This is a genomic window from Acidobacteriota bacterium (assembly GCA_003225175.1).
Classification (GTDB): domain Bacteria; phylum Acidobacteriota; class Terriglobia; order Terriglobales; family Acidobacteriaceae; genus Gp1-AA112.
Genome location: QIBA01000045.1, coordinates 35,361 through 59,500, shown reverse-complemented (window position 1 = coordinate 59,500; position 24,140 = coordinate 35,361). Strand labels below are relative to the sequence as shown.

General features: G+C 54.2%; 21 protein-coding genes and 1 tRNA gene. 19 read left to right on the top strand and 3 right to left on the bottom strand.

The window, feature by feature from the left end; genetic code table 11:
- Positions 1-347 precede the first annotated feature (347 nt).
- The gene (locus tag DMG62_12020; protein PYY22733.1) at positions 348-1,589 is read right to left on the bottom strand and encodes a GGDEF domain-containing protein; all 1,242 of its coding nucleotides are present in this window, start codon (positions 1,587-1,589) and stop codon (positions 348-350) included.
- Between the two features lie 633 nt (positions 1,590-2,222).
- The gene (locus tag DMG62_12015) at positions 2,223-2,825 is read right to left on the bottom strand and encodes a hypothetical protein (protein PYY22732.1); all 603 of its coding nucleotides are present in this window, start codon (positions 2,823-2,825) and stop codon (positions 2,223-2,225) included.
- Positions 2,826-2,996: 171 nt separating this feature from the next.
- Between DMG62_12015 and DMG62_12010 the strand changes: the two genes are divergently transcribed.
- From DMG62_12010 to DMG62_11950, 13 genes are all read left to right on the top strand, one after another.
- Positions 2,997-3,446 carry an NADH-quinone oxidoreductase subunit I gene (locus DMG62_12010; protein PYY22731.1) on the top strand — a complete coding sequence of 150 codons (450 nt, stop codon included), beginning with the start codon at positions 2,997-2,999 and terminating at the stop codon, positions 3,444-3,446.
- Positions 3,447-3,938 (top strand): NADH-quinone oxidoreductase subunit C, encoded by a 492-nt coding sequence (locus DMG62_12005; protein ID PYY22730.1) that lies wholly within the window; start codon positions 3,447-3,449, stop codon positions 3,936-3,938.
- 1 nt (position 3,939) lies between these two features.
- The gene (locus tag DMG62_12000; protein ID PYY22729.1) at positions 3,940-5,145 is read left to right on the top strand and encodes an NADH-quinone oxidoreductase subunit D; all 1,206 of its coding nucleotides are present in this window, start codon (positions 3,940-3,942) and stop codon (positions 5,143-5,145) included.
- Positions 5,145-5,627 (top strand): NAD(P)H-dependent oxidoreductase subunit E, encoded by a 483-nt coding sequence (locus DMG62_11995; protein PYY22728.1) that lies wholly within the window; start codon positions 5,145-5,147, stop codon positions 5,625-5,627. The genes DMG62_12000 and DMG62_11995 overlap by 1 nt, the downstream gene beginning before the upstream one ends.
- Positions 5,628-5,632: 5 nt before the next feature.
- Complete coding sequence (locus DMG62_11990; GenBank protein ID PYY22758.1) at positions 5,633-6,958, top strand: NADH-quinone oxidoreductase subunit NuoF; 1,326 nt, start codon at positions 5,633-5,635, stop codon at positions 6,956-6,958.
- 20 nt (positions 6,959-6,978) lie between these two features.
- A complete protein-coding gene (gene nuoG, locus DMG62_11985) occupies positions 6,979-9,348 on the top strand; it encodes an NADH dehydrogenase (quinone) subunit G (protein PYY22727.1) in 2,370 nt (789 codons plus the stop codon).
- 113 nt (positions 9,349-9,461) lie between these two features.
- Positions 9,462-10,532 carry an NADH-quinone oxidoreductase subunit NuoH gene (locus DMG62_11980; GenBank protein PYY22726.1) on the top strand — a complete coding sequence of 357 codons (1,071 nt, stop codon included), beginning with the start codon at positions 9,462-9,464 and terminating at the stop codon, positions 10,530-10,532.
- Between the two features lie 13 nt (positions 10,533-10,545).
- Positions 10,546-11,046 (top strand): NADH-quinone oxidoreductase subunit J, encoded by a 501-nt coding sequence (locus DMG62_11975; GenBank protein ID PYY22725.1) that lies wholly within the window; start codon positions 10,546-10,548, stop codon positions 11,044-11,046.
- Positions 11,046-11,357: an NADH-quinone oxidoreductase subunit NuoK gene (locus DMG62_11970; protein ID PYY22724.1), complete on the top strand. Its 312-nt coding sequence runs from the start codon at positions 11,046-11,048 to the stop codon at positions 11,355-11,357. The genes DMG62_11975 and DMG62_11970 overlap by 1 nt, the downstream gene beginning before the upstream one ends.
- Entirely contained in the window at positions 11,354-13,450 is a 2,097-nt protein-coding gene (locus DMG62_11965; protein ID PYY22723.1) for an NADH-quinone oxidoreductase subunit L, read from the top strand. Before DMG62_11970 ends, DMG62_11965 begins: the two co-directional genes overlap by 4 nt.
- Entirely contained in the window at positions 13,447-14,991 is a 1,545-nt protein-coding gene (locus DMG62_11960) for a Fe-S-binding domain-containing protein (protein ID PYY22722.1), read from the top strand. The genes DMG62_11965 and DMG62_11960 overlap by 4 nt, the downstream gene beginning before the upstream one ends.
- Positions 14,988-16,520, top strand: coding sequence for an NADH-quinone oxidoreductase subunit N (locus tag DMG62_11955; protein PYY22721.1), 1,533 nt, complete (start codon positions 14,988-14,990; stop codon positions 16,518-16,520). Before DMG62_11960 ends, DMG62_11955 begins: the two co-directional genes overlap by 4 nt.
- A 125-nt stretch (positions 16,521-16,645) precedes the next feature.
- Positions 16,646-17,407 carry a hypothetical protein gene (locus DMG62_11950; protein ID PYY22720.1) on the top strand — a complete coding sequence of 254 codons (762 nt, stop codon included), beginning with the start codon at positions 16,646-16,648 and terminating at the stop codon, positions 17,405-17,407.
- 3 nt (positions 17,408-17,410) lie between these two features.
- On the opposite strand, the gene DMG62_11945 is transcribed toward DMG62_11950, so the two are convergent.
- Positions 17,411-17,944: a DUF2127 domain-containing protein gene (locus tag DMG62_11945; GenBank protein PYY22719.1), complete on the bottom strand. Its 534-nt coding sequence runs from the start codon at positions 17,942-17,944 to the stop codon at positions 17,411-17,413.
- A gap of 222 nt (positions 17,945-18,166) precedes the next feature.
- Here DMG62_11945 and DMG62_11940 point away from each other — a divergent pair.
- From DMG62_11940 to DMG62_11915, 6 genes are all read left to right on the top strand, one after another.
- Positions 18,167-18,243, top strand: a tRNA-Asp gene (locus tag DMG62_11940).
- Between the two features lie 99 nt (positions 18,244-18,342).
- Positions 18,343-19,458, top strand: a complete 1,116-nt coding sequence (locus DMG62_11935; GenBank protein PYY22718.1) for a hypothetical protein — start codon at positions 18,343-18,345, stop codon at positions 19,456-19,458.
- A 129-nt stretch (positions 19,459-19,587) separates the two neighbouring features.
- On the top strand, positions 19,588-20,358 hold the full coding sequence (locus tag DMG62_11930; protein PYY22717.1) for a hypothetical protein: 771 nt from the start codon (positions 19,588-19,590) through the stop codon (positions 20,356-20,358).
- Positions 20,359-20,367: 9 nt separating this feature from the next.
- Positions 20,368-21,126, top strand: coding sequence for an oxidoreductase (locus tag DMG62_11925; protein ID PYY22716.1), 759 nt, complete (start codon positions 20,368-20,370; stop codon positions 21,124-21,126).
- Between the two features lie 213 nt (positions 21,127-21,339).
- The gene (locus DMG62_11920; GenBank protein PYY22715.1) at positions 21,340-22,149 is read left to right on the top strand and encodes a hypothetical protein; all 810 of its coding nucleotides are present in this window, start codon (positions 21,340-21,342) and stop codon (positions 22,147-22,149) included.
- A gap of 120 nt (positions 22,150-22,269) precedes the next feature.
- The gene (locus DMG62_11915) at positions 22,270-23,880 is read left to right on the top strand and encodes a xylan 1,4-beta-xylosidase (GenBank protein ID PYY22714.1); all 1,611 of its coding nucleotides are present in this window, start codon (positions 22,270-22,272) and stop codon (positions 23,878-23,880) included.
- Positions 23,881-24,140 lie beyond the last annotated feature (260 nt).

Sequence of the window (24,140 nt, the reverse complement as noted above, 5' to 3'; positions counted from 1 at the left end):
CTCCATGCTCTCGAATCAACAGACTGGAGGTATCTCCGGCCTGGCGCAGCAGTTTGCTGCTCAGGGCCTCGGGCACATTATTTCGTCCTGGATTGAACGGGAAAGAACCTTCCTATCTCTCGCGAGCAGCTGCACAGCATTCTTGGATCCCAACAGGTCCAGGCATCGCTGCGAAAGCCGGGCTTTCGTCAGAGGCAGTGAATGCAGCTCGCACAGATCCTGCCGCAGATGATCGATCACACTCCAGATGGTCAGGTGCCACAGGGTGATTTGATGGCAAAAGGACTTGAGCTGTTGAAAGGCAAGTTTCAGGCTTAAAAGAAATCGTCCGCTTCGCTGATTCCTTATTAGGCGCTCACTACTGTACAGTTGCGTCCATTGTTCTTAGCGCGATACAGCGCCTTATCGGCTGCCTGAAGTACTGCGTCAGCAGGGCGTTCGTCGCCATCGCACGAAGCTGCTCCGATGCTTACGGTGACGCGAACACGCTTCTTGGCATGCAGCTTAGGGGCATCTCTCTTCTTCGATTTGCGTCTGTCACGACGATCGTGATCGCGAACCTTGAACGGAGTTGACTCGACTTTTTTGCGCAGAGTCTCGAGGCTCGGATATGCCTCGTCTACCGATTTGTTTGGAAAGATCACTGCGAACTCTTCTCCACCGTAGCGAAATGCCTTGCCTCCTCCGGTTACATCGGCCAGTCGAGACGCAATCATCTGCAGGACCTGGTCGCCAGTCTCGTGTCCGTAGGTGTCGTTGAATTGTTTGAAATGATCGACATCCACCATGGCCACTGTATACGCATCACCCACTTTCAGCAGTGCCTGATTGAGCGCGCGGCGGCTGGGAAGCTGCGTGAGCTCGTCGTGGAAGGCCATCGTGTATGAGGTCTCAAGCACAGCAATGCCGAGGATCAGACCTCCGCTCGCGAAATAGGCGGAAGAGAGATGAGTTGCCCCGCCTGCATTCAGCGCGATGAACGCCGTGACTAAAGCCCAGAATAGGCTGCTCTCGACTGGCCGACGACGATTGAGCAGGTAAATCAGCATCACAACACCCGCAAGCAGAAACGCCAGGAGCGCGGGCTGCGCCATGTGGTTCCACTCGAAATAGCCGCCGGGAATAATCTCGCCGTGCATCAGATTCGCCGCGCGCACTTGGATCGGATGGACTAGAACGATGATTCCTATAATTCCGATTTGCGCGAGAATGAACGCCACGCGACGTCTTCCGCGCGAAGAAACAATTCCTCGATCCCGCATGAAATAAAGCGCAAGGAGATTCAGTGGAAGCAGCAACGCAACTGCGTCGAAGATCGTGCGCACGCCAGCAGAGGAAAGCCTTGGTACGAGCCACACCAGAGCGCGATCAGATGCTGCGACGATCAAGAGAGCGAAGAACAGGCGGCTGCAGTTGAAAACGGCGCTGAGCAGCAATCCAATACCGAAGATGACGTATGGATAGTAATGCCAAAAAGAGGCTACCATCCCCTGAGACCGGGCAGATTCCATCGCAAGGGCTGAGATCAAGAGAATAAGCCCACCAGGAACTACGAGGCGATAGACTACGCGCAGAAGCTTCGCGCCCAAGATGTCCTCCAATATCGATCTCTAATCGGTCCATCGCCCGCATGGGGAGACACTTCTCTTGCGCGCTTTCGCGGACCAGCCCGCTTCATATTAGGTTTCAATTGCGGTGTGGGGTAGATGACTTTCGTCCGTGTCCGGTTTGAGGTCGGATTATCCGCGAATTACTGCCAAGAGGCCGAAGAGTACTGTGCTGAGCAACCGCGGCTAGTCTCAATTTGGAACAGGATCAGTGTGTACTCCGTTACCAAAGTGACTCGCAACGCGCGTTTACGGGTTCCGATCCAGCCACTCTTCAAGCTTAATAATTGAGGCAGCAGAAATCGCCGCCGTTACCTACCCCTATCTTTGGAGCAAATCTGGATGTTTGAGAACAACAAGCTACTCGACAGCCTGTGGTTTCGAATGGGCGTTCACACCCTCGCCTTTTGGAGCTGGATAGCTGCATGCTGCGTCCTGCTCGCCATTCACTAGTTCTGGTTTCCCGACAGTACTGAGACGCGTAATCCCGGAAATTTCTAACCTGCACGACTTCTGATCATTTCTTTAAATCGAATCTAGCTCAATGCAGAGGAGGCACTCTCGTGCCCTCTGCAGAGCTTCTAAAGCAGTGCTCAAATCTTCGCTGTCCAGAACTCAACCGACGAGTTTGTTTTCGACCTTCAGGCGATACTTTCTGGTCACTGAGCGCTCTCCGTGCGTCGCACGAACGAATACAACTGGATCACGAGCGTCACTGCCCACTTGTTCCAGGTCCAAATCGATCGCCACTCGACCGTCGGGCTCGCTGACGGCCTGCGAGTGAATCGGAACTCCAGCCGGATATTGCAATCGTGAAGTGACCAGCGCTCCATCAACGGCTACACCAGAATCGCTAACTAGCAATCGCATGGTTAGCTTCTTCTCGAGAACTGGCTCGTCGGAGTTGAGCCAGGTGACAGCCAGGCTCTCGCCCTCGGCATCGCGAATTTCAGTCTGATCGCGGAAGAATTGCTCGATTGAGCCGGCCTTGATCACATCGAGCACCTCGCGATGCTGCTTTTTTAAGAGATCGTGAATATGCTCCTCTGAGAATCCCGGATTGCCGACCTGCTCAGCATACGACGAACCGTATTTGCCGATGCAGTGCCCTTTCACGAATACCATCGTTTGCAGTAGCAAGTCTGCCTTTCGTGCTTCACTCTGGACGTGGTAGATGGTCTGATTGTGTTTTACGTCGGTGTTAAAACCAAAAATCATCGGGTCCTGTGATCGCGCAGCACGGGAGATTCAATCTTGTTAATTGCTCGCGTGGAGGTGGTCGCTCATCAGAGCTCTCATTGCGTGTCCTGCGCTTGACACTCCGTCGCGGCGAAACTTATAGTCAAATGTTTCACCGTCTCTGTTGGCGCGCATTATATAACGGCCTCTATGCCGAACCAGCCTCTACCTTATTACGTCAATTACCTGCCCGTTTTGCTGCAGATTATTGTGGCTTGCGTGGTGGCTGGAGGCATGGTCGGTCTTTCCGCATTGGTCGGAAAGCATCGCTACAGCCGCACGAAAATGCAGGCGTATGAGTGCGGCATGGTCGGTACTGGCGATGCCCGTCAACGATTCTCCGTGAAGTTCTACATGGTCGCCATGCTCTTCATCCTGTTTGATGTTGAGGCGATCTTTCTTATTCCCTGGGCTGTGATCTACCGCAAGTTGCCGGCTGCAATCGCTCCCGCGCTGGGCGGCACTCCTGGGGACTTTAGCGCGCGCATGTTCGGTTTCTGGGAGATGTTGGTTTACATCGGCGTCGTCCTCGTCGGCTTCTTCTACATCTGGAAAAAGGGCGCGCTTGATTGGAACAAAACGGAGAAGACGGACTTCTAGATGCCGTTACAGCCTGCAATCACCGAAATTGACCAACTCAAAGACAGACCGGCAGCAGCGGCGCTCCAGTCTGCCTCACTCTTGGAAGCGGCGAAATTCGATCGCGATGAGTTGACGATTTATGTCAACCGCGCCGACATCCGGCGTGCTTGTGAGATTCTGCGGGAGAACACGCAGACTAAATTCAACTTTCTTTCAGACATTACTTGCGTCGACGTCTTCCCTTCTGAGCCGCGCTTTGAAATGATTTATAGCCTGCTCTCACACTCGCGAAAAGAACGAGTCCGCATAATCGCCAAGCTTCCAGGGGGAGACCCTTCGATCGAATCGCTCATGGGTTTGTGGGCTTCCGCGAACTTCTTCGAACGCGAGGTCTTCGATCTTTTCGGTGTGCGCTTTGTGGGACACCCAAATATGCGGCGCATCATGATGCCCGAGGACTGGGAAGGTCATCCGCTCCGTAAGGATTACCCAGTGGAGGGATATCGCTAAAATGGCGCATCTCAATCCCACACCGCTACTGGAACCAGCACAGGATCGCACGATGATCCTGAACATGGGCCCGCAACATCCGTCAACGCACGGAGTGTTGCGACTCCTGCTCGAGATTGACGGCGAAACAGTTATCAAGTGCATTCCCGATATCGGATATCTCCACACCGGAATCGAGAAGACTTGTGAGGCGAAGTTCTATCAGCAGGTGGTTCCACTAACGGACCGCATCGACTACTTGTGCCCGATGACCAACAATCTTACGTATTGTTTGGCTGTCGAGAAACTTCTTCAGCTTGAAATCCCGCCTCGAGCTCAATACTTGCGGGTTCTACTAAACGAGCTTACCCGTATCAATTCGCATCTGGTTTGGCTTGGCACCCACGCGCTCGATATCGGCGCGATGACGGTGTTCCTATACTGCTTCCGCGAGCGCGAAGAACTTCTGAAGATCTTCGAGAATGTTTCCGGCCAGCGAATGATGACTTCTTACTTCCGCATTGGAGGCGTCTCTCTCGATCCACCCCTGGACTTCTGGAGCAAGGTAAAGCATTTCATCGATAAATTCTCGGATCGTGTTGATGAATATGAGGGTTTGCTGACTTCCAATCCGATCTGGATCGAACGTACTCGCAGTGTCGCATACCTTACCGCCGAAGACTGCACTGCCCTTGGCGTAACTGGTCCGAGTGCGCGTGGCAGCGGAATTGATTGGGACCTGCGTCGGGATATGCCCTATTCGGGCTACGAGAAGTTCCAATTCAAAGTACCCGTTTCTAAAGAGGGCGATGTCTATGCTCGTTATCTATTGCGCGTACAGGAATTGCGCGAGTCAAACAAGATTGCGCGACAGGCATTGGAAGGTATGCCTGAGGGCCCATTTAAGGCTGAGGCTCCCAAAGTAGTTCTCCCGGATCGGGAAAAGATGAAGACCCAGATGGAAGCGCTCATCTATCACTTTAAAATCGTTACGGAGGGCTTTTCGGTTCCGGCGGGCGAGGTGTACCAAGGTGTGGAGTCGCCGCGTGGAGAGATGGGCTATTACATTCGCAGCGATGGGACCGCCAAGCCATATCGCGTCCATATGAGATCAGCGTGTCTTGCGAATTTGCAAGCCCTCGAAAAGCTTTGTATCGGCAGACTTTTAGCCGATGTTGTCGCCGCAATCGGAAGCATCGATATTGTGCTCGGGGAGATCGACCGCTGATGCAATACTCGCGCGAGCTCGAGCAAAGGTTCCAAAAGCTAGTTACCCAATACCCGTGGAAACGTTCGGCACTCATTCCTTTGCTGCTCTATGCGCAGGATGAAGTCGGGTATCTGTCTGATGACGTGGTTTCTGACATCGCGAAAAGAGTTGATCTGAACGAGCTTGAAGTTCGCAATGTGATCAGCTACTACTCCCTTTTGCGCACGAAGCCGGCGGGCAAATACGTCGTTCAAGTGTGTACAAATATCAGTTGCATGCTTCGAGGAGCTGAGAACGTATTCGATCATTGCAGGCAGAAGCTCGGAGTCGATCACAAAGAGGTCACCCGCGACGGAACATTTTCAGTCGAAGAGGTAGAGTGCATTGGGGCTTGCAGCTGGGCTCCCGCGGTGCAGGTGAACTATGACTTTCACCTGGAAGTAACGCCGGAGAAGATGGACCAGATCCTCGACAGCTATCAGAAGAAGACGCAACAGTGAAGACGATCTACACGCCAACGCCGCTGGCCTCACATCCCGACGAGGTTCGTATTATCTCGAAGCGTTTTGGCCACGGCGCGCAAAACATCGATCGCTACATTGAACTCGGCGGCTACAAAGCTGCCCGCAAAGCGCTGGAGATGCAGCCCGACGACATCATCAATGAAGTAAAGGCATCTGGGTTGCGCGGTCGAGGAGGTGCCGGCTTCGCCACCGGAATGAAATGGTCGTTCATTCCCAAGCAATCTGAAGCTCCGAAATACATTCTCATCAACGGCGACGAGAGCGAGCCTGCCACCTGCAAAGATCGGCTGCTGGTCGAATACGATCCGCATGCAATTATCGAAGGCGTGATCATTGCTGGATTGGCAGTTGGCGCGAAGCTCGGCTTCATTTATCTACGGGGAGAATATCGCTATCTTCTCGAAATTATGGAGAAAGCCGTAGCCGACGCCTACGTGAAGGGTTTTCTCGGCAACAGCATCTTCGGCAGCGGACGCGAGTTCAACATACTGACTCACACCGGCGCGGGAGCGTACGAAGTAGGTGAAGAATCTGCACTGATGGAGTCACTCGAAGGCAAGCGCGGATTGCCGCGCCTGAAGCCGCCTTTCCCTGCTATCAAAGGTCTCTACGGCGGTCCAACGGTCATTAACAATGTTGAGACGATCGCCACCGTTCCTCCAATCATTCTGAATGGCGGTAAATGGTACGTGAGCTTCGGACCGAATGAAAAGAATGGTGGCACGCGCCTGACTTGCCTAACAGGACACTTCAACAAACCTGGCGTTTACGAATTACCGCTTGGATATCCTTCAAAGAAAATGATCTATGAAGTGGGCGGCGGTATTCCGAACGGACGCAAATTGAAAGCTCTCGTCCCCGGCGGGTCGTCGACGTTCCTGCTGAACCAGGAAGAAGCCGAGTCCGCGACGATGGACTACGACTGGTTTGCGAGGCGCGGCGAGTTCCTTGGGTCAGGTGGAGTAGTGGCGATCGATGATCAGACATGTATGGTGAAGGTCGCGCTGCGCATCATGAAGTTTTACCAACACGAGAGTTGTGGCTGGTGCATTCCATGCCGCGAAGGCACCGACTGGCTGAAGAAGACCCTCACGCGCTTCCACGATGGAGGCGGCGTTAATAAGGATATCGATCAAATGCTGTATCTCGCGAACAACATGGCTGGACGAACATTCTGCGCTCTGGGAGACGCGGCTGCATTCCCAACCATCTCCATTGTGAAAAAATGGCGCCAGGAGTTCGAAGAGCATCTCGATGGCAAGCCGTGCCCATTTGAGCCCGTGTCGAGAGAAATGGCCATCGCTTAAGGAAATCACATATCTCGGAAATGGCTGACGTAACCATCACTGTCGACGGCAAGAAGGTTACCGCACCTGCGGGAACGCTTCTCATTGAGGCCTGCAAGAGCGCAGGCGTTGAAGTGCCCGCCTTCTGCTACTACCCCGGACTATCAGTTCAGGGCGCATGCCGTATGTGCCTGGTGCGCATCGAGAAGATGCCGAAGCTTCAGACGGCGTGCACCGTACCGATTACGGACGGCATGATCGTCATTACCGCTACCCCTGAGGTCCATCAGGCTCGTAAAGCAACGGTTGAGATTTTGCTCGGAAATCATCCTCTTGATTGCCCGGTCTGCGATGCTGGCGGAGAATGCGAATTGCAGGATATGACCTTCGCCTACGGCGCGGCGGAATCACAGTACATGGAGTCCAAGCAGCACAAAGAGGAGCAGCAGTGGTCACCTGTCGTCTTCTTTGATCGGCCGCGCTGCATTCTTTGCTATCGCTGCGTTCGTGTGTGTGGTGAAGGAATGGACGTATGGGCGCTCGGCGTACAAAACCGAGGCGTGGCATCCCTGATTGCTCCGAATAAGCAGGATCATCTCGAGTGCGAAGAGTGCGGCATGTGCATCGACATCTGTCCTGTCGGCGCACTCACGTCGGGCGCGTACCGTTACAAGACTCGTCCATGGGAGATGAACCACGTCGGCACCATCTGCACGCATTGCGCCGACGGTTGCAAGACAACTCTTGGTGTGCGTCGTTCCAAAGGTGGGATGGAGATCGTTCGTGGTGACAATCGTGATAAGAGCGGCATAAACGGCGATTTCCTCTGCATCAAGGGTCGCTATGCCTTCGATTTTGCGAATTCCGACGACCGCATAACGCAGCCTCTAGTCCGTCGCGATGGCAAGCTGATGGCAGTTTCCTGGGAGCAAGCCATCGATCACGTCGCGAACCGCTTCAAGCAGATTCGCGATTCACAAGGCGGGGGCGCAATCGGTGTAATCGGTTCGAATCGCACAACTAACGAAGAGAACTATCTGCTGCAAAAGTTCGCGCGCTCTATTTTGGGGACGAACAACATCGATCATCACCAAACGGCCGATTATCCTGCATTCGCCAAGGCCGTTGCAGGCAAGCAGAACATAACGGCGACACTGCGCGAAGTGACGACTGCTCCAGCAGTTCTGCTCATTGGGAACGACCCCACTGAGCAGCATCCTTTGCTTGCCTGGAATCTCCGCACCAACGTTCGTATTCACAATGGCCGTATTTACATCGTGAATTCGGGAGACATCAAGTTGCGTCGCCAAGCTCGCGCTTACGCGCAGGTTCCGATGGATGGCGGCGAGAGTTTGATGGTTCGATATCTGGGCGGGGATGATTCAGTCGCCAGTCAGTTGCAGTCTAGCAGTCTCAGCCGCGACCTGCTTCGAGAGTTCCGCGACAAGGTAAAGGGCGAGAAAGAGCTGATCATTGTCTTTGGTTCCGAGTTGCGCGGCGACGACGTTTTTAGGCTTGTGAAGTGGGGATCGGCGCAGTCGGCCAAATTCATCTGTCTAGGCGACTACTCAAACTCCCGCGGCGCTGCTGACATGGGTCTGTATCCCCATCTGCTCCCGGGATTCACTCCAGTCTCGAGCAACTCGGCCTTTGCGCAGGAATACGGATCCTTGATGCCAGGGCAGGCTGGACTCGACATCCAGGGCATGTTCTCCGCCGCCAAATCCGGCAAACTCGGCGCGCTCTACATAGTCGGATCGAATCCTGTAGCCCGTTACAACATCGATCCGTTTGCTTTGAAAAATACTTGCATTGTCGTGCAGGATCTGTTTCTCACCGAGACCGCGACTATAGCGGAAGTTTTCCTCCCTGCGGCAAATGCTTATGAGAAAGCCGGCACATATTCCAACACTTACGGCGACCTTCAGCTTTTGAAGAAGGCTGGCGATTTGGCCGGAGTGCGCACCGACTTCGAGCTGATCGTCCGCATTGCCGATCGCATGGGAGCAGACGTCCACAAGCTGGTTCCTTTCGGGAAGGGCATTCGTGCCGATATGGGACAGAGTCGTGGAGCGCAATCCGGAGAAGCGGATCAGCACCTTGTGTGGCTTAGTGCCCGGAATCTTGAGCCTAAGCTTAGTCCGTTCGATCCAGAGGCATTGCTGGACGAGATCCAGCGGCTTGTTCCCGGTTACAACTTCTCACGGCTGAACCTGTTTTCCGGAGGTGACGTTCACACTCTGGCTCCAGAGTTCAGCTCTATCTCACAACCTTCATCGCCGGAAAGCATTGTTCCGGCCAATGACACGCTCTTCACGTCCGGCACACTCGGCCGGTATTCGAACACTCTCAATTCGGTCATTGAGAACCGACAAGCTACAACGGTCGAAGCACAAATTCCGGCCGATTAGAGATTGATTCCGTCTGTTTTTGAAGTCTGCAGTTGATACAGGCCAGAGCCCCTGCTTACAGGATCAGGGTGACACCAAGCGGATCAAGATAACGGTTCAGAACTTAAAGAGAATTGGAATTGCTTCAATACCTCATCTTTGCGGTTATAAAAATCGCGCTGCTGCTCTTTATCCTGCTGACAGCAGTGGCGTACATCGTGCTCATGGAGCGCAAGGTTATTGCGCGCATGCAGAACCGCTGGGGTCCCAATCGCGTTGGGCCGTTCGGTTTGCTGCAACCTTTGGCAGATGGCATCAAGTTCATCCTCAAAGAAGACATCATTCCCGACAGCGTCTATAAACCACTTTACATAGCAGCTCCGATGATCGCGCTTACTCTTTCGCTGATCTCGATCTCCATCATCCCATTTGGTGGAGAATGGACGATAGGCAGCTATCACATACCCCTGCAAACGACTGCGTTTTGGAACGGCAACGGGATTCAGGACATCAACATCGGCCTGCTAATCATTCTTGGTATCACTTCGCTGGGAGTTTATGGAGTTGCACTTTCGGGTTGGTCTTCGAATTCGAAATATTCCCTGCTTGGATCTTTGAGAGCAAGCGCGCAGCTCATCAGCTATGAATTGGCGCTTGGGCTCTCGCTGGTCGGCGTGCTGCTTCTTGCCGGGAGCTTGAGCCTACGACAGATTGTTGATTCTCAGGCCGGCTCCCTCCTGAACTGGAACTTTTTCGGAGGTCTGCAGTTCGTCGCTTTCTTTATCTACATCATGGCGGCGTACGCGGAGACGAACCGCATTCCATTTGATCTGCCTGAGGCGGAGACCGAACTGGTTGCCGGCTATCACACCGAATACAGCGCCATGAAATTTGCCATGTTCTTCATGGCTGAATACTGCAACATGGTAACTGTAGCGTGTCTGGCGACTCTGCTCTTCTTTGGCGGCTGGCACAGTCCGCTGGAGGGACTGCATCTGCCTGTGCCAGCAATCTGGCTGATGATTTCGCCGCTGTTCTGGTTTTTTGTGAAGGTGTTCTTCTTTATCTTTGTGTATATCTGGGTTCGCGGGACGCTTCCGCGCTTCCGCTACGATCAATTGATGGCTTTTGGCTGGAAATTTCTGCTACCCCTATCGATTGCGAACATTGTGGTCACCAGCCTGGTGCTGGCACTGCGGTCTTAGTCTCGGAACGGAAATGCTTCACACGATTTTGTTCCTTATCTTCGGCGGAATCTGTGTGGCGGGAGCCCTGAATTTCCTGCTGCAACGCCACCCCGTGAACAGCGCTCTGTCGCTGATCGTCGTTATGGGATCGCTCGCATTGCTGTTCCTGCTGTTAGGCGCAGAATTCGTGGCCGCCGTTCAGATAATTGTCTATGCCGGCGCCGTCATGGTCCTGTTTGTCTTCGTGATCATGTTGCTGAACGCCGGCGAAGAGGAGCGCACCCATGGCAGCCGCGTTGCCCTAGTGCTAGGCGTACCCGGTCTTATCGCGCTTTTTGGATTGCTCTGCTGGACGGTCTCGTCCTCTCGTTCCCAGCTTGGACAAGTACAGATCGGGGGATATTACGTTCCCACCACAGAATTGGGCATCGCTCTCTTCCGCGAATTCCTGCTGCCGTTTGAGATTACCTCTGTCCTTGTGCTGATTGCCATTATGGGAGCCGTCGTTCTGGCCAGGAAGGAGCGCCAATGATGACACAGTCCATTCCACTCTCTTGGTATCTGATTCTCAGTGCGTTCCTATTTGCCATCGGAGTGGCTTCCTTTCTGATTAAGCGAAATATCATCACGATCTTTATGTCGATTGAGCTGATGCTAAACGCTGTGAACTTGGCCTTCGTAGCGTTCGCCAGCCACTGGCATCAGGTAAGCGGACAGGTATTCGTCTTCTTCGTAATGGTCGTGGCTGCAGCAGAAGCCGCTGTGGGACTGGCGATTATTCTCGCTGTGTTTCGTAGCCGCGAAACCTTGAATGTGGATCAGGTGAACCTGCTCAAACTATGAATTCGAATACGAATTTCAACTTGTGGATGATCCCGATTCTGCCGCTAATTGGCTCTGCCATCAACGGCATTTTCGGCAAGCGATTCCCGCGCAATCTTGTCGCCACCATCGCGCTTGTTTTTCCTGGCGCAACGTTCGCCTATGCAGTGTGGGTGGTCAGCCAATTTGCGAGTCTATCGCAGGCACAGATCCCGCACATCGAGCGTCTGTTCCCGTGGATCGAAGCTGGCGGGTTCCGTGTCGATTACGGTTTCTACCTCGATCAGCTTTCGGTGACAATGCTGCTTGTCGTTACGGGTGTCGGATTCCTGATTCACATTTATTCGGTCGGATACATGGCAGAGGAAGGCGGCTATTACCGCTTCTTCTCCTACCTGAACCTCTTCATGTTTTTTATGCTGACGCTGGTGCTGGCGCACACGTACCTGTTGATGTTTGTCGGTTGGGAGGGCGTCGGCCTGGCTTCGTATCTGCTCATTGGATTTTTCTTTCGCAAGGACTCGGCCGCCCAGGCAGGCAAAAAAGCATTTATCACCAACCGCGTGGGTGACTACGGGTTCCTTTTGGGAATGTTCCTGCTGATCAAACAATTTGGAACGCTCGATTATGACAAGGTCTTCAAGACAATTTCTGGACGACCAGTCGAAGCCAGCGTCGGGGTATTGACGATTACCGCGCTCCTTATAATGTTCGGTGCCGCCGGCAAATCTGCACAGATTCCGCTATATGTCTGGTTACCGGACGCTATGGAGGGTCCGACTCCCGTTTCGGCACTGATCCACGCTGCAACCATGGTGACGGCAGGAGTCTACATAGTTGCGCGCTCGAATGTTCTATTTCTGCACTCGCCGGAAGCGCTGCGCGTGGTTGCAATTATCGGAGCGTTGACTGCTATCTTCGCCGCCAGCATCGGCCTGGTGCAGAACGATATTAAGCGCGTCCTCGCATACTCCACGGTCTCGCAGCTTGGCTACATGTTTATGGCCTGCGGTGTGGCCGCGTTCTCTGCGGGCATTTTCCACCTTGTGACGCATGCGTTTTTCAAAGCCCTGCTCTTTCTCGCAGCAGGATCTGTGATTCACGCGCTCGGCGGCGAGCAGGACATGCGCCACATGGGAGGACTGCGAAAGCTGATTCCGTGGACATTCTGGGTGATGACGATTGCTACGTTCGCCATCGCAGGATTTCCACCACTTAGCGGATTTTTCTCGAAGGATGAGATTCTCTGGAAGGCATTCTCTGACAAGAATCACGGAAACTGGGTCCTCTGGCTGATCGGATTGATCACCGCGGGAATGACATCGTTCTACATGTTCCGCCTCTGGTTTATGACCTTCTTTGGGGAGCGCCGCGAAGCAGTCCATAACGAACACGAGGAGCCTACGGGAGGCGTTCATGCTCCCGGCTCAGCGCAGGCTGCTGCGGGTCATCAATCTGGAGTCCAGCACGGTCATGGCAATTATGGTCACACCGGACATGTTCACGAGAGTCCGTGGATAATGCTCGCTCCGCTGGTGGTCCTTGCCATTGGTTCCATCATCGTAGGCTGGCTCGGAATTCCTGAGGCGCTCCATGGTCACAACAGATTCGATCAATTCCTCGCTCCTGTCGTCCATACCAGTTCCGAGCCAGTGCGTTCCACAGAAAACTTTCCCTCGGAGCCTCAGAAATCCGAGAGCCCTGAGGAGAACAAGAGTCTCGAGCTAGAGCTCGCCGGAGCTTCGGTGGCCGTGGCATTCGCTGGGCTCGGTTTGGCATATCTCTTTTATGTGCGGCGTCCTGAGCTCCCCGACCGCATCGCGACAAATTTGAAAGGTGTTTATCGCATTCTGCTGAATAAATACTGGGTCGACGAGACGTATTATGCAACGCTGGTGAATCCCATCGTCGACGGCTCCCGCAATGTACTCTGGCGTGGCGTGGATGTCGGAGTGATTGATGCTCTCGTGAACGGCGCCGGCACGACCTCCAAGTTATTGTCAGGAATAACGCGCCGCATGCAATCCGGCAGCATTCGGTCCTACGCAGGTTGGGTCGCGCTTGGAGCCGCTTGCGTCGTCGGCTTCATGATCTGGATGGGGCTGCACGCATGAACGAGCTAGTCCTCACCCTGATCACATTCGTGCCGGCCGCCGGAGCTATCCTCCTGATGTTGATGCCGCGAAACGATCGCGCCATCAAGTGGATTGCGCTTGTCGTTTCCATTTTGGCTTTCTTCTTCTCGCTCCACCTCCCGGTGTATTGGAGCCACGGTGTAACTGGCTTTCAGTTCTCCGTCGACAAGCAATGGATTTCTAGTCCGAACACTCACTACCACTTGGGCGTCGACGGCATCTCGGTCTGGCTCGTCCTACTCACCACTTTCCTCACACCGTTTTGTGTACTCATTTCGTGGAAGTCGATCCACGGTGCGGTCAAAGAGTTCTTCGTGCTGATGCTGATCCTGGAGACGGCGATGATTGGCGTTTTCGTCTCGCTCGATCTTTTCCTCTTCTACGTCTTCTGGGAGGCTACGCTGATTCCCATGGCGTTGATGATCGGCATGTATGGACACGAGCGCCGCGTGTATGCCGCCGTCAAGTTTTTCCTGTACACGATGATCGCGTCCGTATTCATGCTCGGTGCCATTATCTGGTTCTACATACACACCAGTAGCTTCGACTACGTCACGATTCAAAACGCAATTCAAGGTGGATCCATCACAGGCTTTAATCGTGCCGCTGAGTTTCTGTTTTTCGGCTTCTTTATCGCCTTCGCAGTAAAGGTTCCGCTCTTTCCGTTCCACACCTGGTTGCCAGACGCCCACGTCGAAGCTCCGACCGCTGGCTCCGTATTGCTCGCAGGCGTTCTGCTGAAGATGGGCACCTACGGATTGCTCCGATTCAATGCGACGCTGTTCCCTGCGCAGGCACACGAACATGCGCTTTGGATCAACATTCTTGCTTTGATCGGCATTGTGTACGGCGCGCTCGTCGCTTTGGTGCAGCCGAACATGAAGAAGCTCGTGGCTTACTCCTCCGTTAGCCATCTTGGGTTCTGTGTTCTCGGAATCTTCACATTCACGCAGGTTGGAGTTGATGGCGCGGTATACCAGATGTTGAATCACGGTATCTCGACTGGCGCGCTCTTCATGCTTCTTGGAATGCTGTATGAACGCCGCCATACATACGAGATCAGGGAGTACGGTGGTTTGGCGACGCCAATGCCTGTCTATTCCACCCTATTCTTGATGATCACGCTGTCGTCGGTCGGATTGCCGCTAATGAATGGATTCGTCGGTGAATTTCTCATCCTGAGCGGCGCGTTTACTAGCTGGCAGTGGTACGGGATCATTGGAACGACAGGTGTGATCTGGAGCGCCGGCTATCTGCTCTGGCTTTATCAGCGCATTTTTTATGGTGAAGTAACACAGCCAGTGAATGCGCAACTATTTGACGCTGATGGACGCGAGCGAATCAGCCTGATTCCGATGGTTGTTATGGCCTTGATTATGGGCGTGGCTTCGCCATTGTGGATACGAATGATCGATCCATCAGTCGAGCACTCCTTGCGGCCTAGTTCCGTGAATGCCGCCACGGAAGTGAGACCAAGGGCGGCGGCACACATTTTTGCGATGGGCAACACAGCTAAATGAATCCGACTCCCGAATTGAGCTATATCCGCATTCTGCCCGAGCTTATCCTGAGCGCTTGCGGCCTGATAGTTATGCTCGTCGAGCCTTTGTTGCCCCAGCGTAGCAGCCACAAATCGCTTGGCATCTTTTCTCTGTTTGGCACCCTGCTGGCGTTGGTGGCCTCTCTTTATCAGACGAACTATCCCGGATGGGGATGGTTCAATATGATCCGTGTGGACGAGTTCAGCGTCTTCTTTCACGTCACGATCTGTGCGATTTCCTCGGTCGTAATTCTGGCTTCATTCGAATATTTGGAAACTCAGCAAATTCGCGGCGGCGAGTATTACGGGCTCATTCTGTTTGGCACAGTGGGAATGGTGCTGATGTCCTCGGCTGTCGAGCTGGTGCTGATTTTTATTGCGCTCGAGATCTCGTCTATCGCTACTTACGTGTTGGCGGGCTATCGACACCGGGCTGCCACAAGTGCCGAATCTTCCATCAAGTATTTCCTTCTCGGCTCATTTGCGACCGCCTTCTTCCTTTATGGCGTTGCATTGATGTTTGGCGCGACAGGATCAACTAGCATTTACACAATATCCAGTGCGCTTCAATCGGGACAAGTAGCGCTCGGCTCTTCGGTAGCACCAGTCAGCTATGGTCTCGCTTACGTTGCGGTGGCGCTCATGTTTGTGGGGCTCGGCTTCAAAGTCGCTTCTGCGCCATTCCATGTTTGGACTCCAGATGTATATGAAGGTGCGCCTGCTCCGGTGGTCGCTCTCATGTCGACGGCTCCCAAAGCGGCTGCCTTCGCGGTTCTACTTCGGATTCTTTTTGGCGCCGCTATCGATACAAGCAAAGCCTGGTTCTGGCTGGTTTGGATCTCTGCCGCGCTTTCGATGACTCTCGGAAACTTCGGAGCGCTTCTGCAGAACAACGTGAAGCGCATGCTCGCGTATTCATCGATCGCTCACGCAGGATATCTGTTGATTGCATTTGCAGCCGTGATCGCGCCCAATGCTCGCGATACAGGCATCTCTGCTGCGATCTTCTACGCAGCGTCGTACGCAGCTATGAACGTTGGCGCCTTCGCCGTGGTATCGCACTTCGCGCGTACTGGCGAACGCTACGTCAACTTCGAAGACTATGCCGGGTTGGGAAAGCGGTCCCCACTATTGGCCGCGACTCTCACCATCTTCCTTCTTTCCCTACTCGGACTTCCGGCGACTGGCGGATTCTTCGCTAAGTTCTACGTGTTTAACGCCGCTATCAAGAGCGATCTCATTTGGCTTACGATCATCGGCCTCATTAATAGCGCAGTCGCTTCTTATTATTATCTGCGTCTCATCGTGGTGATGTACATGTATGAACCGCAACCCGGTGAGGAAAAGCTCGAGATGAGAGCTGCTCCCGGACTTACGGCCGCACTCGTGATCACGGCCATCATCACGATCTGGCTTGGTGTTCGACCTGCCGGTGTGCTGGACTACGCAACTCGCGGAGCTTCGAGATTGCTGCCGAGCTTTCAGCAGAGCTCGAGCTTATCGCGCTAACTTTCTTCCAGATTCGCCTGAAAAACGAACGCATTTTCGCGTGCAATCCTCATTCAAGCTGTTCCGCACTAAAGCCAACCTACATAACACCACATTGGTTCTAAGCTGCTGAAGAGAGGCTGTCGATGCGGAATGCATTCCTATTACTCGCGTTACTGCTTACAATTTCGTGCTTTGCTCTCCCGCAGGCCAATGCCGGCCAGCAAGGAACAGCTCCTACACCCGGGACAGCTCCGGCTGCACATGATCCAGCGCAGCCTCAGAACCAGATGCCGCCCGACACGAAGGCTCCTCCGCCGACATCGACACCCAGCACGTCGCCTGGACAATTCCCGAGCAATCCTGCTGCAGCGCACTACATTTCTCCAGGGACTACTATTCGCGCAAATCTGGACACTCCGCTATCGACCAGAACTTCGCAGGTTGGAGACCGGTTCACCGCAACTATCACTGCCCCTGTGCAGGATTCCGGGGGCAATATCATCATTCCCGTCGGAGCCAAACTGAATGGTCAGATCACTGAGCCCCCCGACGAAAAGCTTGCCAGCGCTATAAAAGGCATGGGGCACCTCAACCTGCGGTTTACTAACATACAGCTTGCAAGTGGAGCGGACATTCCGATCAACGCAACTCTACTTTCTGTACATAAGCCGCAACTGATGCGGCCCTCTGCCGACGGCGGCTCGCAACCAGGGAGCACTTCAATCGGAGCGAATACCGCAGCGAATACGGCGCTGTCCCGTGCCTTCGGTCCGCCGATGAAGGGAGTGGCGGTCGGGAATCTCTCTGGCGGTGGTTACGTGCTTTCAACCAGCGGAAAGCAGGTGGATCTTCCTGCAGACTGCGGCCTGCGTCTGCGTGTCGATCGGGACACGCCGTTACCCTAAAAGCTAATGCTTTTCGACGACGCGGCGTTGTCGCAGCACATCCCACCGCACATAAATCATGTAGAGTACGACAAGGATGTTTACGATCAGGACCGTCCAGTGCAGCGCATTCGGATGCCTTATTAGCCCAATGATCTCCAGCGGCAGATAAGCCGATCCGGAAATAATGGCGAACCATTCGGCCCACGCTCGGGCATTCCAAAGCCCGTAAGCTTCCACAAACCGAATCAGCGCATAAGCGATTCCCACGCACGCGACTGCCACGATTTTCCTGCCGCTGAAACGGTCAGCGGCCGTGAGGAACGCCTGAACAAACCGGTGTGCGGGATTCAGATGAAGGAACTCGATAATATTTTCCGCAACGTCACCGATATCCTTGTGCAATAGCGTGAAGAGCGCAAAGCTCGCCAGCATCGCAAGGACGCCCTTAAAAATCTCGAGCAGGGCAACCGCGCGCAAGCCGGCAAGGTGCTCTCGATGCGCACTGAGCGCAAGGTTGTCAGTGGTTCGGGGAGGCAATGATTGCGCCACAGTCATCAATTCGAGATTACACCCCACACCTGTTCAGACATATGAGATGCGCGAGTAATCCGTACGCAATTTGGGATGAGAGAAGAAACTGCCAACGGCGATGAGAGACATAGCGTCGAGCAGGACCGATTCTTTCTGTTACAATTAAATCAGTCGGAGCCGCCAGGTTTCGGCACAAGGTTCCGCTCACCTTCCAACGAGTTTCCGCCACGGCGGGCGTCAAGAAGCGGGGACGTAGTTCAGTTGGTTAGAACGCTGCCCTGTCACGGCAGAGGCCGCGGGTTCGAGTCCCGTCGTCCCCGCCATACTCTCCTCGAGTGATAAGAGGCTTAACAGCTTCTTTCCGAATCGCCATCTACTTCGAATTCATCTTGTCTTTAAACATCAGAGCAGCCTAACGACACATGCCATCACGGAAGCAGCTCATTATCTTCATCACCGTCATCCAGTCCATTCTCTTCCTGGGGCACCTCGTGCTCTATGAGACTTGGATATTTTCTTCGCAAGGCCGCGGTATCCCCGTAGCTTCGGGCATCAAGGTTGTGCTTGGCATTTTGTCCGTTAGTTTCATTGCCAGTTCCCTGCTTGCCTTTCGATACAAGAACGGCATCGTGCGCGCGGCTTACAAGACTTCTGCGATATGGCTCGGACTACTGAGCTTCCTCTTTCTCGGGGCGGCTGCATCCTGGATTACCTTCGGTACGATGCGGCTGGCAGGACTGGATATCAACTTCCATCGCATCGTGCAAGTTCTATTCAGTATTGCTGTTGCGGTCGGAATTTATGGCGTGCTCAATGCCAGTTGCACCCGGATCACGCGAGCAAGCGTTCGAATAGCGAACTTGCCGGAGACTTGGCGTGGAAGAAAGGCGGCGCTGATCAGCGACGTGCATCTGGGGCACGTTCGCAACGGCAGCTTTCTGCGTCGTATGGTCACGAAGATTCTGAAGGAAGAGCCGGACGCGATTTTTATCGCTGGTGACTTATACGATGGCACAGCCATCGATGCCCATCAGGCGGCACAGCCATTGAAAAAACTTGCGGCGCCACAGGGAGTGTATTTTGTGGCAGGAAACCACGAGCAATTCGGGGACGACAGAAAGTATCTGGATGCCGTTGCGGCTGCCGGTATTCGCGTCCTCAGCAATGAGAAGGTGGAAGTGGATGGCCTGCAAATCGTCGGCGTCCCATATCGGAACGCAGCCCATCGCAACCGATTTGCCTCGGTGCTTCACGCTATCGGCCTGGATCGTGATCGGGCAAGCATTTTGTTGACTCATGCGCCTGATCACCCGCAGATTGCCGAGGCCGCCGGCGTTTCTTTGCAGCTCTCCGGACATACTCACCTCGGTCAATTTATACCCTGGAGCTGGATAGCGCGACGCGTCTACCGGGAATTCGTCTATGGCTTGACCCGATTCGGGAAAATGCAGGTCTTCACCTCGAGCGGTGCAGGCACGTGGGGACCGCCGCTGCGCCTGGGCTCGAATCCTGAGATTGTTATGCTTAGATTTGAGTAGCCCGAACTGCTTTCGCGAAAAATAAGAGCCATTACAGGGCCTTCCGCGGGAGATGCCATCACCCAGACCGAAGCGTGATAGCATGAACAGCCAATCCTGGATCACAAGCAAAACTGACGAGGAGTCCCAATGGCCGCATCTGGGTCCGTGCAGGTATCGGCGGGAGCTTGCCTCCCAAGTTTCGCCTCGCGGCTCTCACCCACAATGTTGGCGCGGCACTCTGTCCTCGTCCGCGTTACTCATTGGATTATCACTCTGTGCTTTTTTGCCCTGCTCGTTACTGGAATTGAAATTTTAATCTCCCACCCTCGTTTCTATTGGGGCGAGACCGGCAATGTGTTGACCTCACCCTTGTTCAAGCTGCCGATTCCTTCCTCGAGGGCGCTCGTTCCGACCGGCTACAGATACGTGCTGCCCGATCAGAATGGCTGGAGCAGGGCTCTTCATTTTCAGTCTGCGTGGATCGCAGTACTGACCGGCTTCGTTTATCTAATCTCCAGCTTGTTCACAGGGCATTTCCGGAAACACCTGCTTCCAGGCAAGGCCGATCTTTCCTGGCGGACGCTTTCGAGCGCGCTCGCGAAGAATTTGCGCTTCCAGCGGCCGAGTGCGGAAGAAGCTTGGTCGTACAACGTGCTCCAGCGGCTCACCTATTTATCTGTGATCTTCTTTTTCTTCCCATTGGTGATCTGGACGGGATTGGCCATGTCCCCCGCCTTCGTTTCCGCCTTTCCGGCAACGGTCACGCTGTTGGGCGGCCGTCAGTCCGCGCGCACCATTCACTTGTTGGTGTCTCTGGCTCTCCTGCTTTTTCTTATTGTTCATCTCGTCATGGTATGTCGCGCCGGATTCAGGCGCAGAACGCAAGCGATGATCACTGGTCACATTCACACACCCTGAGGAGCGCGCATGACCGACCTCTCACGCCGCAAATTGATCAAAACCGGACTCGCAGCCGCCGCCGGCATATCTGGGTTGGGTGTTGCTGCACGCCTTGCGCAAGAGTACGGACTCGTTCCCCCTGATCACGGTGGACCCTATGGTCTCGGCGAGACGCTGACGTATGCTTCTCAACGCCTGCTGACCAGACATTCGCTGGCGCGTGAGTTCTCGCGGAGCCAAATCTCAGAGCGTCCACTCGCGAATGAAGTCGCTGCACCGAACGAGGCATTCAAGCGCCTTCAGGCTGGTGGATTCTCTCACTGGCGGCTCTCGGTAGACGGATTAGTCGATCGGCCCACATCATTTTCCATTGACGACCTGAAGAGTTATCCCTTGCGCAGCCAGATCACCGAACTGGCATGCGAAGAGGGTTGGTCATACATAGCTGAATGGATCGGTGCGCCACTGTCGCATGTGCTCAATCTGGTCGGCACCCACCCAGAAGCCAGATACGTTGTCTATTTCTCTATCGATCCGGAATGGTGGGAGAGCATCGACATAGCCGATGCCATGCATCCGCAGACCTTTCTCACATATGGAATGAACGGCAGTGACCTTCCCATAGGCAACGGCGGCCCACTGCGCATGCGGCTTCCCCGCCAACTCGGCTACAAGAGCGTGAAATACATCACGCACCTGACGGTCACCGACAGTATGAAGCGTTTCGGCAAGGGCCTGGGCTCGGCCTCTCCTGAAGGAGGCTACGCCTGGTACGCCGGTATCTGACGGGACTGTTTCAGCGATGTAAGATGTGCGCGTTCGAATGCTGATAATCGGGAGAATATCCCGTTTTTGCCTGTGCTTTGCTGCTACAAACCTGTTGATCTTTTGAATGCTCATCGTTGCAGCAGTTCTTCGGGCCGATCATCTGTACACTTACAATTCAGGAACAGCTGCGCAAAACAGATGAGCTAAGCGGGAGCTGAGGAGAGGCAAAGAATGAGATCCAAGCTGATTTTTGCTTTAGCGTTCGTACTGTGCATCGCGTCGGTTGCGTGGGCTGATTCGTTGGAGTTGAAGAATGGCAGCCTTATCAAGGGCAAGTTCGTGGGTGGTACCGATTCTTACGTCAGCTTCCAGGTCGGCTCGTCGATACAGAAGTACGAAGTTGCCGATATCCTTTCGATCAAGTTCGATTCGACCCCCGAAGCAAACGACAGCTTGAAGCGGCGCAGTTCGCTCTCCCGCGAAGGAGAGATTACAGGTCTTGTCAGCTCCCCGCCACCGGCATACGTCACGATCCCAGCAGGGACGCGTATTTCTGTGCGGATGATTGATGGCATTGATTCCACTCAGAATCATGCCGGGGATCGCTTTCAGGCCTCGCTACAGGAGCCACTCACGGCTGATGGAAATATCGTGGTCCCAAAAGGGAGCGACGTTTATGGACGGCTAGCTGAATCGAAAGAATCGGGAAAGTTCAGCGGCAAATCGCAACTGCAACTTGAGCTGACCGGCATTTCCGTCAAAGGTCAAACTATTTCCATCGTGACTGGCGAGTATGAACTTACCGGAAAGTCTCGCGGGGCCAGCACTGCCAAAAGGACAGTGGGAGGAGCCGCAGTCGGGTCGATTATCGGCGCGATTGCGGGCGGAGGCAGAGGCGCCGCGATCGGCGCGGGCGTCGGAGGCGCTGCCGGCGCAGGGTCAGAAATCATTACCAAGGGAGACCAGGTGAAGATCCCGAGTGAGACACTCCTCGACTTCACCTTGCAGCAGGATCTTTCAATTCCCGAGGCAGGAATCTAGCTCGAGAACATTCGTATTCACGTGCTCGTGTCAGGGTGCATTGCGTTTCACTCTTAGACTGACCGAGCGAGCGCTCGGCTTCAATATCCCCCTAGGTTTTCGCTCGTATATCCTTTCCGGATGCTGAACAGGTTTAGTGGCTTTGCGCTTCCAATTCTCATTTCGGTCTGTCTGATCTGCGCAAGTGCTCAGAGTGCGCCAGAATCCTCGGAAAACAGGGGCTATCGCAATCCAATTCTATTCTCGGACTACTCCGATCCTGACGTCATTCGTAATGGTGATCATTTCTACATGGTTGCCTCGAGCTTTCATTTTGTTCCCGGCATTCCTATTCTGGAATCGCTCGACCTTGTGCATTGGAAGATTCTTGGCCATGCATTGCCGCGGCTTGATATCGATGCTCGTTATGACCTTATCGGGAGCAATGGTTATGGTATGGGCGTGTGGGCTCCAGCCATTCGCAAGCACAATGGGCTGTTCTACATCTACTTCCCTACTCCAACCGAAGGTATTTTTGTCGTGACCGCGAAGACGATCAATGGTCCCTGGTCGAAACCGCTGCCTCTGATTCGGCAACCCGGCCTTGAAGATCCTTGCCCATTCTGGGACGAAGATGCCTCCGCATACCTCGTGCACTCAAAGAAAGGTGCTGGTCCGCTGATTCTGCGCCGCATGGCGGCGGATGGCCTGTCAGTCCTTGACGATGGGAAGGAGATTGTTCGTGATCCAGAACACTTGCCTACGCTCGAAGGTCCGAAGATCTACAAGCGCGAGGGCTATTACTACATCTTTGCGCCGTTCGGTGGCGTCGAGAGAGGATCGCAGGCGGTGTTGCGATCCAAGTCGATTTGGGGGCCGTATGAGTACAGAACAGTGCTCGCGCAAGGTTCGACCAAGATCAATGGGCCGCATCAAGGAGCCTACGTCGAGACGCCCGATGGAAGGGGATGGTTCGTTCATTTTCAGTCTCGTGGAGCGCACGGCCGCATCGTGCATCTGCAGCCTGTGAAGTGGCAGGATGGCTGGCCGCTGATGGGCGAGGTCGTTCCGGGCGGCAGCGTTGGTGAACCGATTGCCGAGTACCCGCAATTGCCGGTTGAGGCCGACGCGAAAGGCCGCGCAATGCAGCCGCAAACATCCGACGAGTTCGACGCTCCGACTCTCGGCCCACAATGGGAATGGAATCACAACCCGGACGATGCCCGCTGGAGCCTCAGCCAGCGGCATGGCTTTCTACGGCTTGTGCCCGGAGCTGCGAGCGGCTTTCTGCGCGCGCGGAACACGCTTACCCAGCAGATGCAGAGCGAATCGCTCGAATTCACGGTTCGCATGGATGTATCTCACATGCAAATCGGTGTTCGCGCCGGAGTGGCTATGCTCCAGAAAAATCCGAACGGCCTGCAGGTTGTACAAGAGGCAGGAAAACGCAAATTACAGCTCTTCACCGCGAATGACGTCAGTGACGGACCGGAGCTCAAGGTCAACACCGTTCAAGTACGCATCAATATCGATGGGGACCGTGCGATCTATAGTTATAGCCTGGACGACGGTAGGTCGTTCCATCAACTCGGTAACGACATATCGATCACATTCTCTTTTTGGAAAGGCTCTCGCCCAGCACTGTTTGCCTACAAGGCGACGTCCATACATCAGGGGGCACAGAGTAAACTCAACTCAGATAAGGACGGAGCGATCGATTTCGATTGGGCTCATTATCGCGCGCTGCCGTGAGACCGCATGCCAGTGAAGACTGCGGTCCTGACAGTACATTTAAAAGCTATGTTAGGGGATTGACGTTTGCGGGTACGGCTGCGCCTGCCGTGCTGCGCCATTACCCAGTCTGTGACACTCGCGCCGCGAGTTCAAGAATACAATTTCGAATCGATATTAGGTCCTCCGCATCTTTACTTTGATTCCTCACTTACGACCGACTTGGCCGGTCGCGCACAACCAACGTTTTTTCTCCAGAAATGTAATCCACCAGAATCCAC

Excerpts from the sequence above, each read along its gene's own strand:
- DMG62_11920 (PYY22715.1), top strand. The coding sequence starts at position 21,340 with ATGAGATCCAAGCTGATTTTTGCTTTAGCGTTCGTACTGTGCATCGCG.
- DMG62_11955 (PYY22721.1), top strand. The coding sequence starts at position 14,988 with ATGAATCCGACTCCCGAATTGAGCTATATCCGCATTCTGCCCGAGCTT.
- DMG62_11915 (PYY22714.1), top strand. The coding sequence starts at position 22,270 with ATGCTGAACAGGTTTAGTGGCTTTGCGCTTCCAATTCTCATTTCGGTC.
- DMG62_12010 (PYY22731.1), top strand. The coding sequence starts at position 2,997 with ATGCCGAACCAGCCTCTACCTTATTACGTCAATTACCTGCCCGTTTTG.
- DMG62_11965 (PYY22723.1), top strand. The coding sequence starts at position 11,354 with ATGAATTCGAATACGAATTTCAACTTGTGGATGATCCCGATTCTGCCG.
- DMG62_11930 (PYY22717.1), top strand. The coding sequence starts at position 19,588 with ATGGCCGCATCTGGGTCCGTGCAGGTATCGGCGGGAGCTTGCCTCCCA.
- DMG62_11935 (PYY22718.1), top strand. The coding sequence starts at position 18,343 with ATGCCATCACGGAAGCAGCTCATTATCTTCATCACCGTCATCCAGTCC.
- DMG62_11960 (PYY22722.1), top strand. The coding sequence starts at position 13,447 with ATGAACGAGCTAGTCCTCACCCTGATCACATTCGTGCCGGCCGCCGGA.
- DMG62_11925 (PYY22716.1), top strand. The coding sequence starts at position 20,368 with ATGACCGACCTCTCACGCCGCAAATTGATCAAAACCGGACTCGCAGCC.
- DMG62_11970 (PYY22724.1), top strand. The coding sequence starts at position 11,046 with ATGACACAGTCCATTCCACTCTCTTGGTATCTGATTCTCAGTGCGTTC.
- DMG62_11945 (PYY22719.1), bottom strand. The coding sequence starts at position 17,944 with ATGACTGTGGCGCAATCATTGCCTCCCCGAACCACTGACAACCTTGCG.
- DMG62_12000 (PYY22729.1), top strand. The coding sequence starts at position 3,940 with ATGGCGCATCTCAATCCCACACCGCTACTGGAACCAGCACAGGATCGC.
- DMG62_11995 (PYY22728.1), top strand. The coding sequence starts at position 5,145 with ATGCAATACTCGCGCGAGCTCGAGCAAAGGTTCCAAAAGCTAGTTACC.
- DMG62_12015 (PYY22732.1), bottom strand. The coding sequence starts at position 2,825 with ATGATTTTTGGTTTTAACACCGACGTAAAACACAATCAGACCATCTAC.
- DMG62_11975 (PYY22725.1), top strand. The coding sequence starts at position 10,546 with ATGCTTCACACGATTTTGTTCCTTATCTTCGGCGGAATCTGTGTGGCG.
- DMG62_12005 (PYY22730.1), top strand. The coding sequence starts at position 3,447 with ATGCCGTTACAGCCTGCAATCACCGAAATTGACCAACTCAAAGACAGA.
- DMG62_11950 (PYY22720.1), top strand. The coding sequence starts at position 16,646 with ATGCGGAATGCATTCCTATTACTCGCGTTACTGCTTACAATTTCGTGC.
- nuoG (PYY22727.1), top strand. The coding sequence starts at position 6,979 with ATGGCTGACGTAACCATCACTGTCGACGGCAAGAAGGTTACCGCACCT.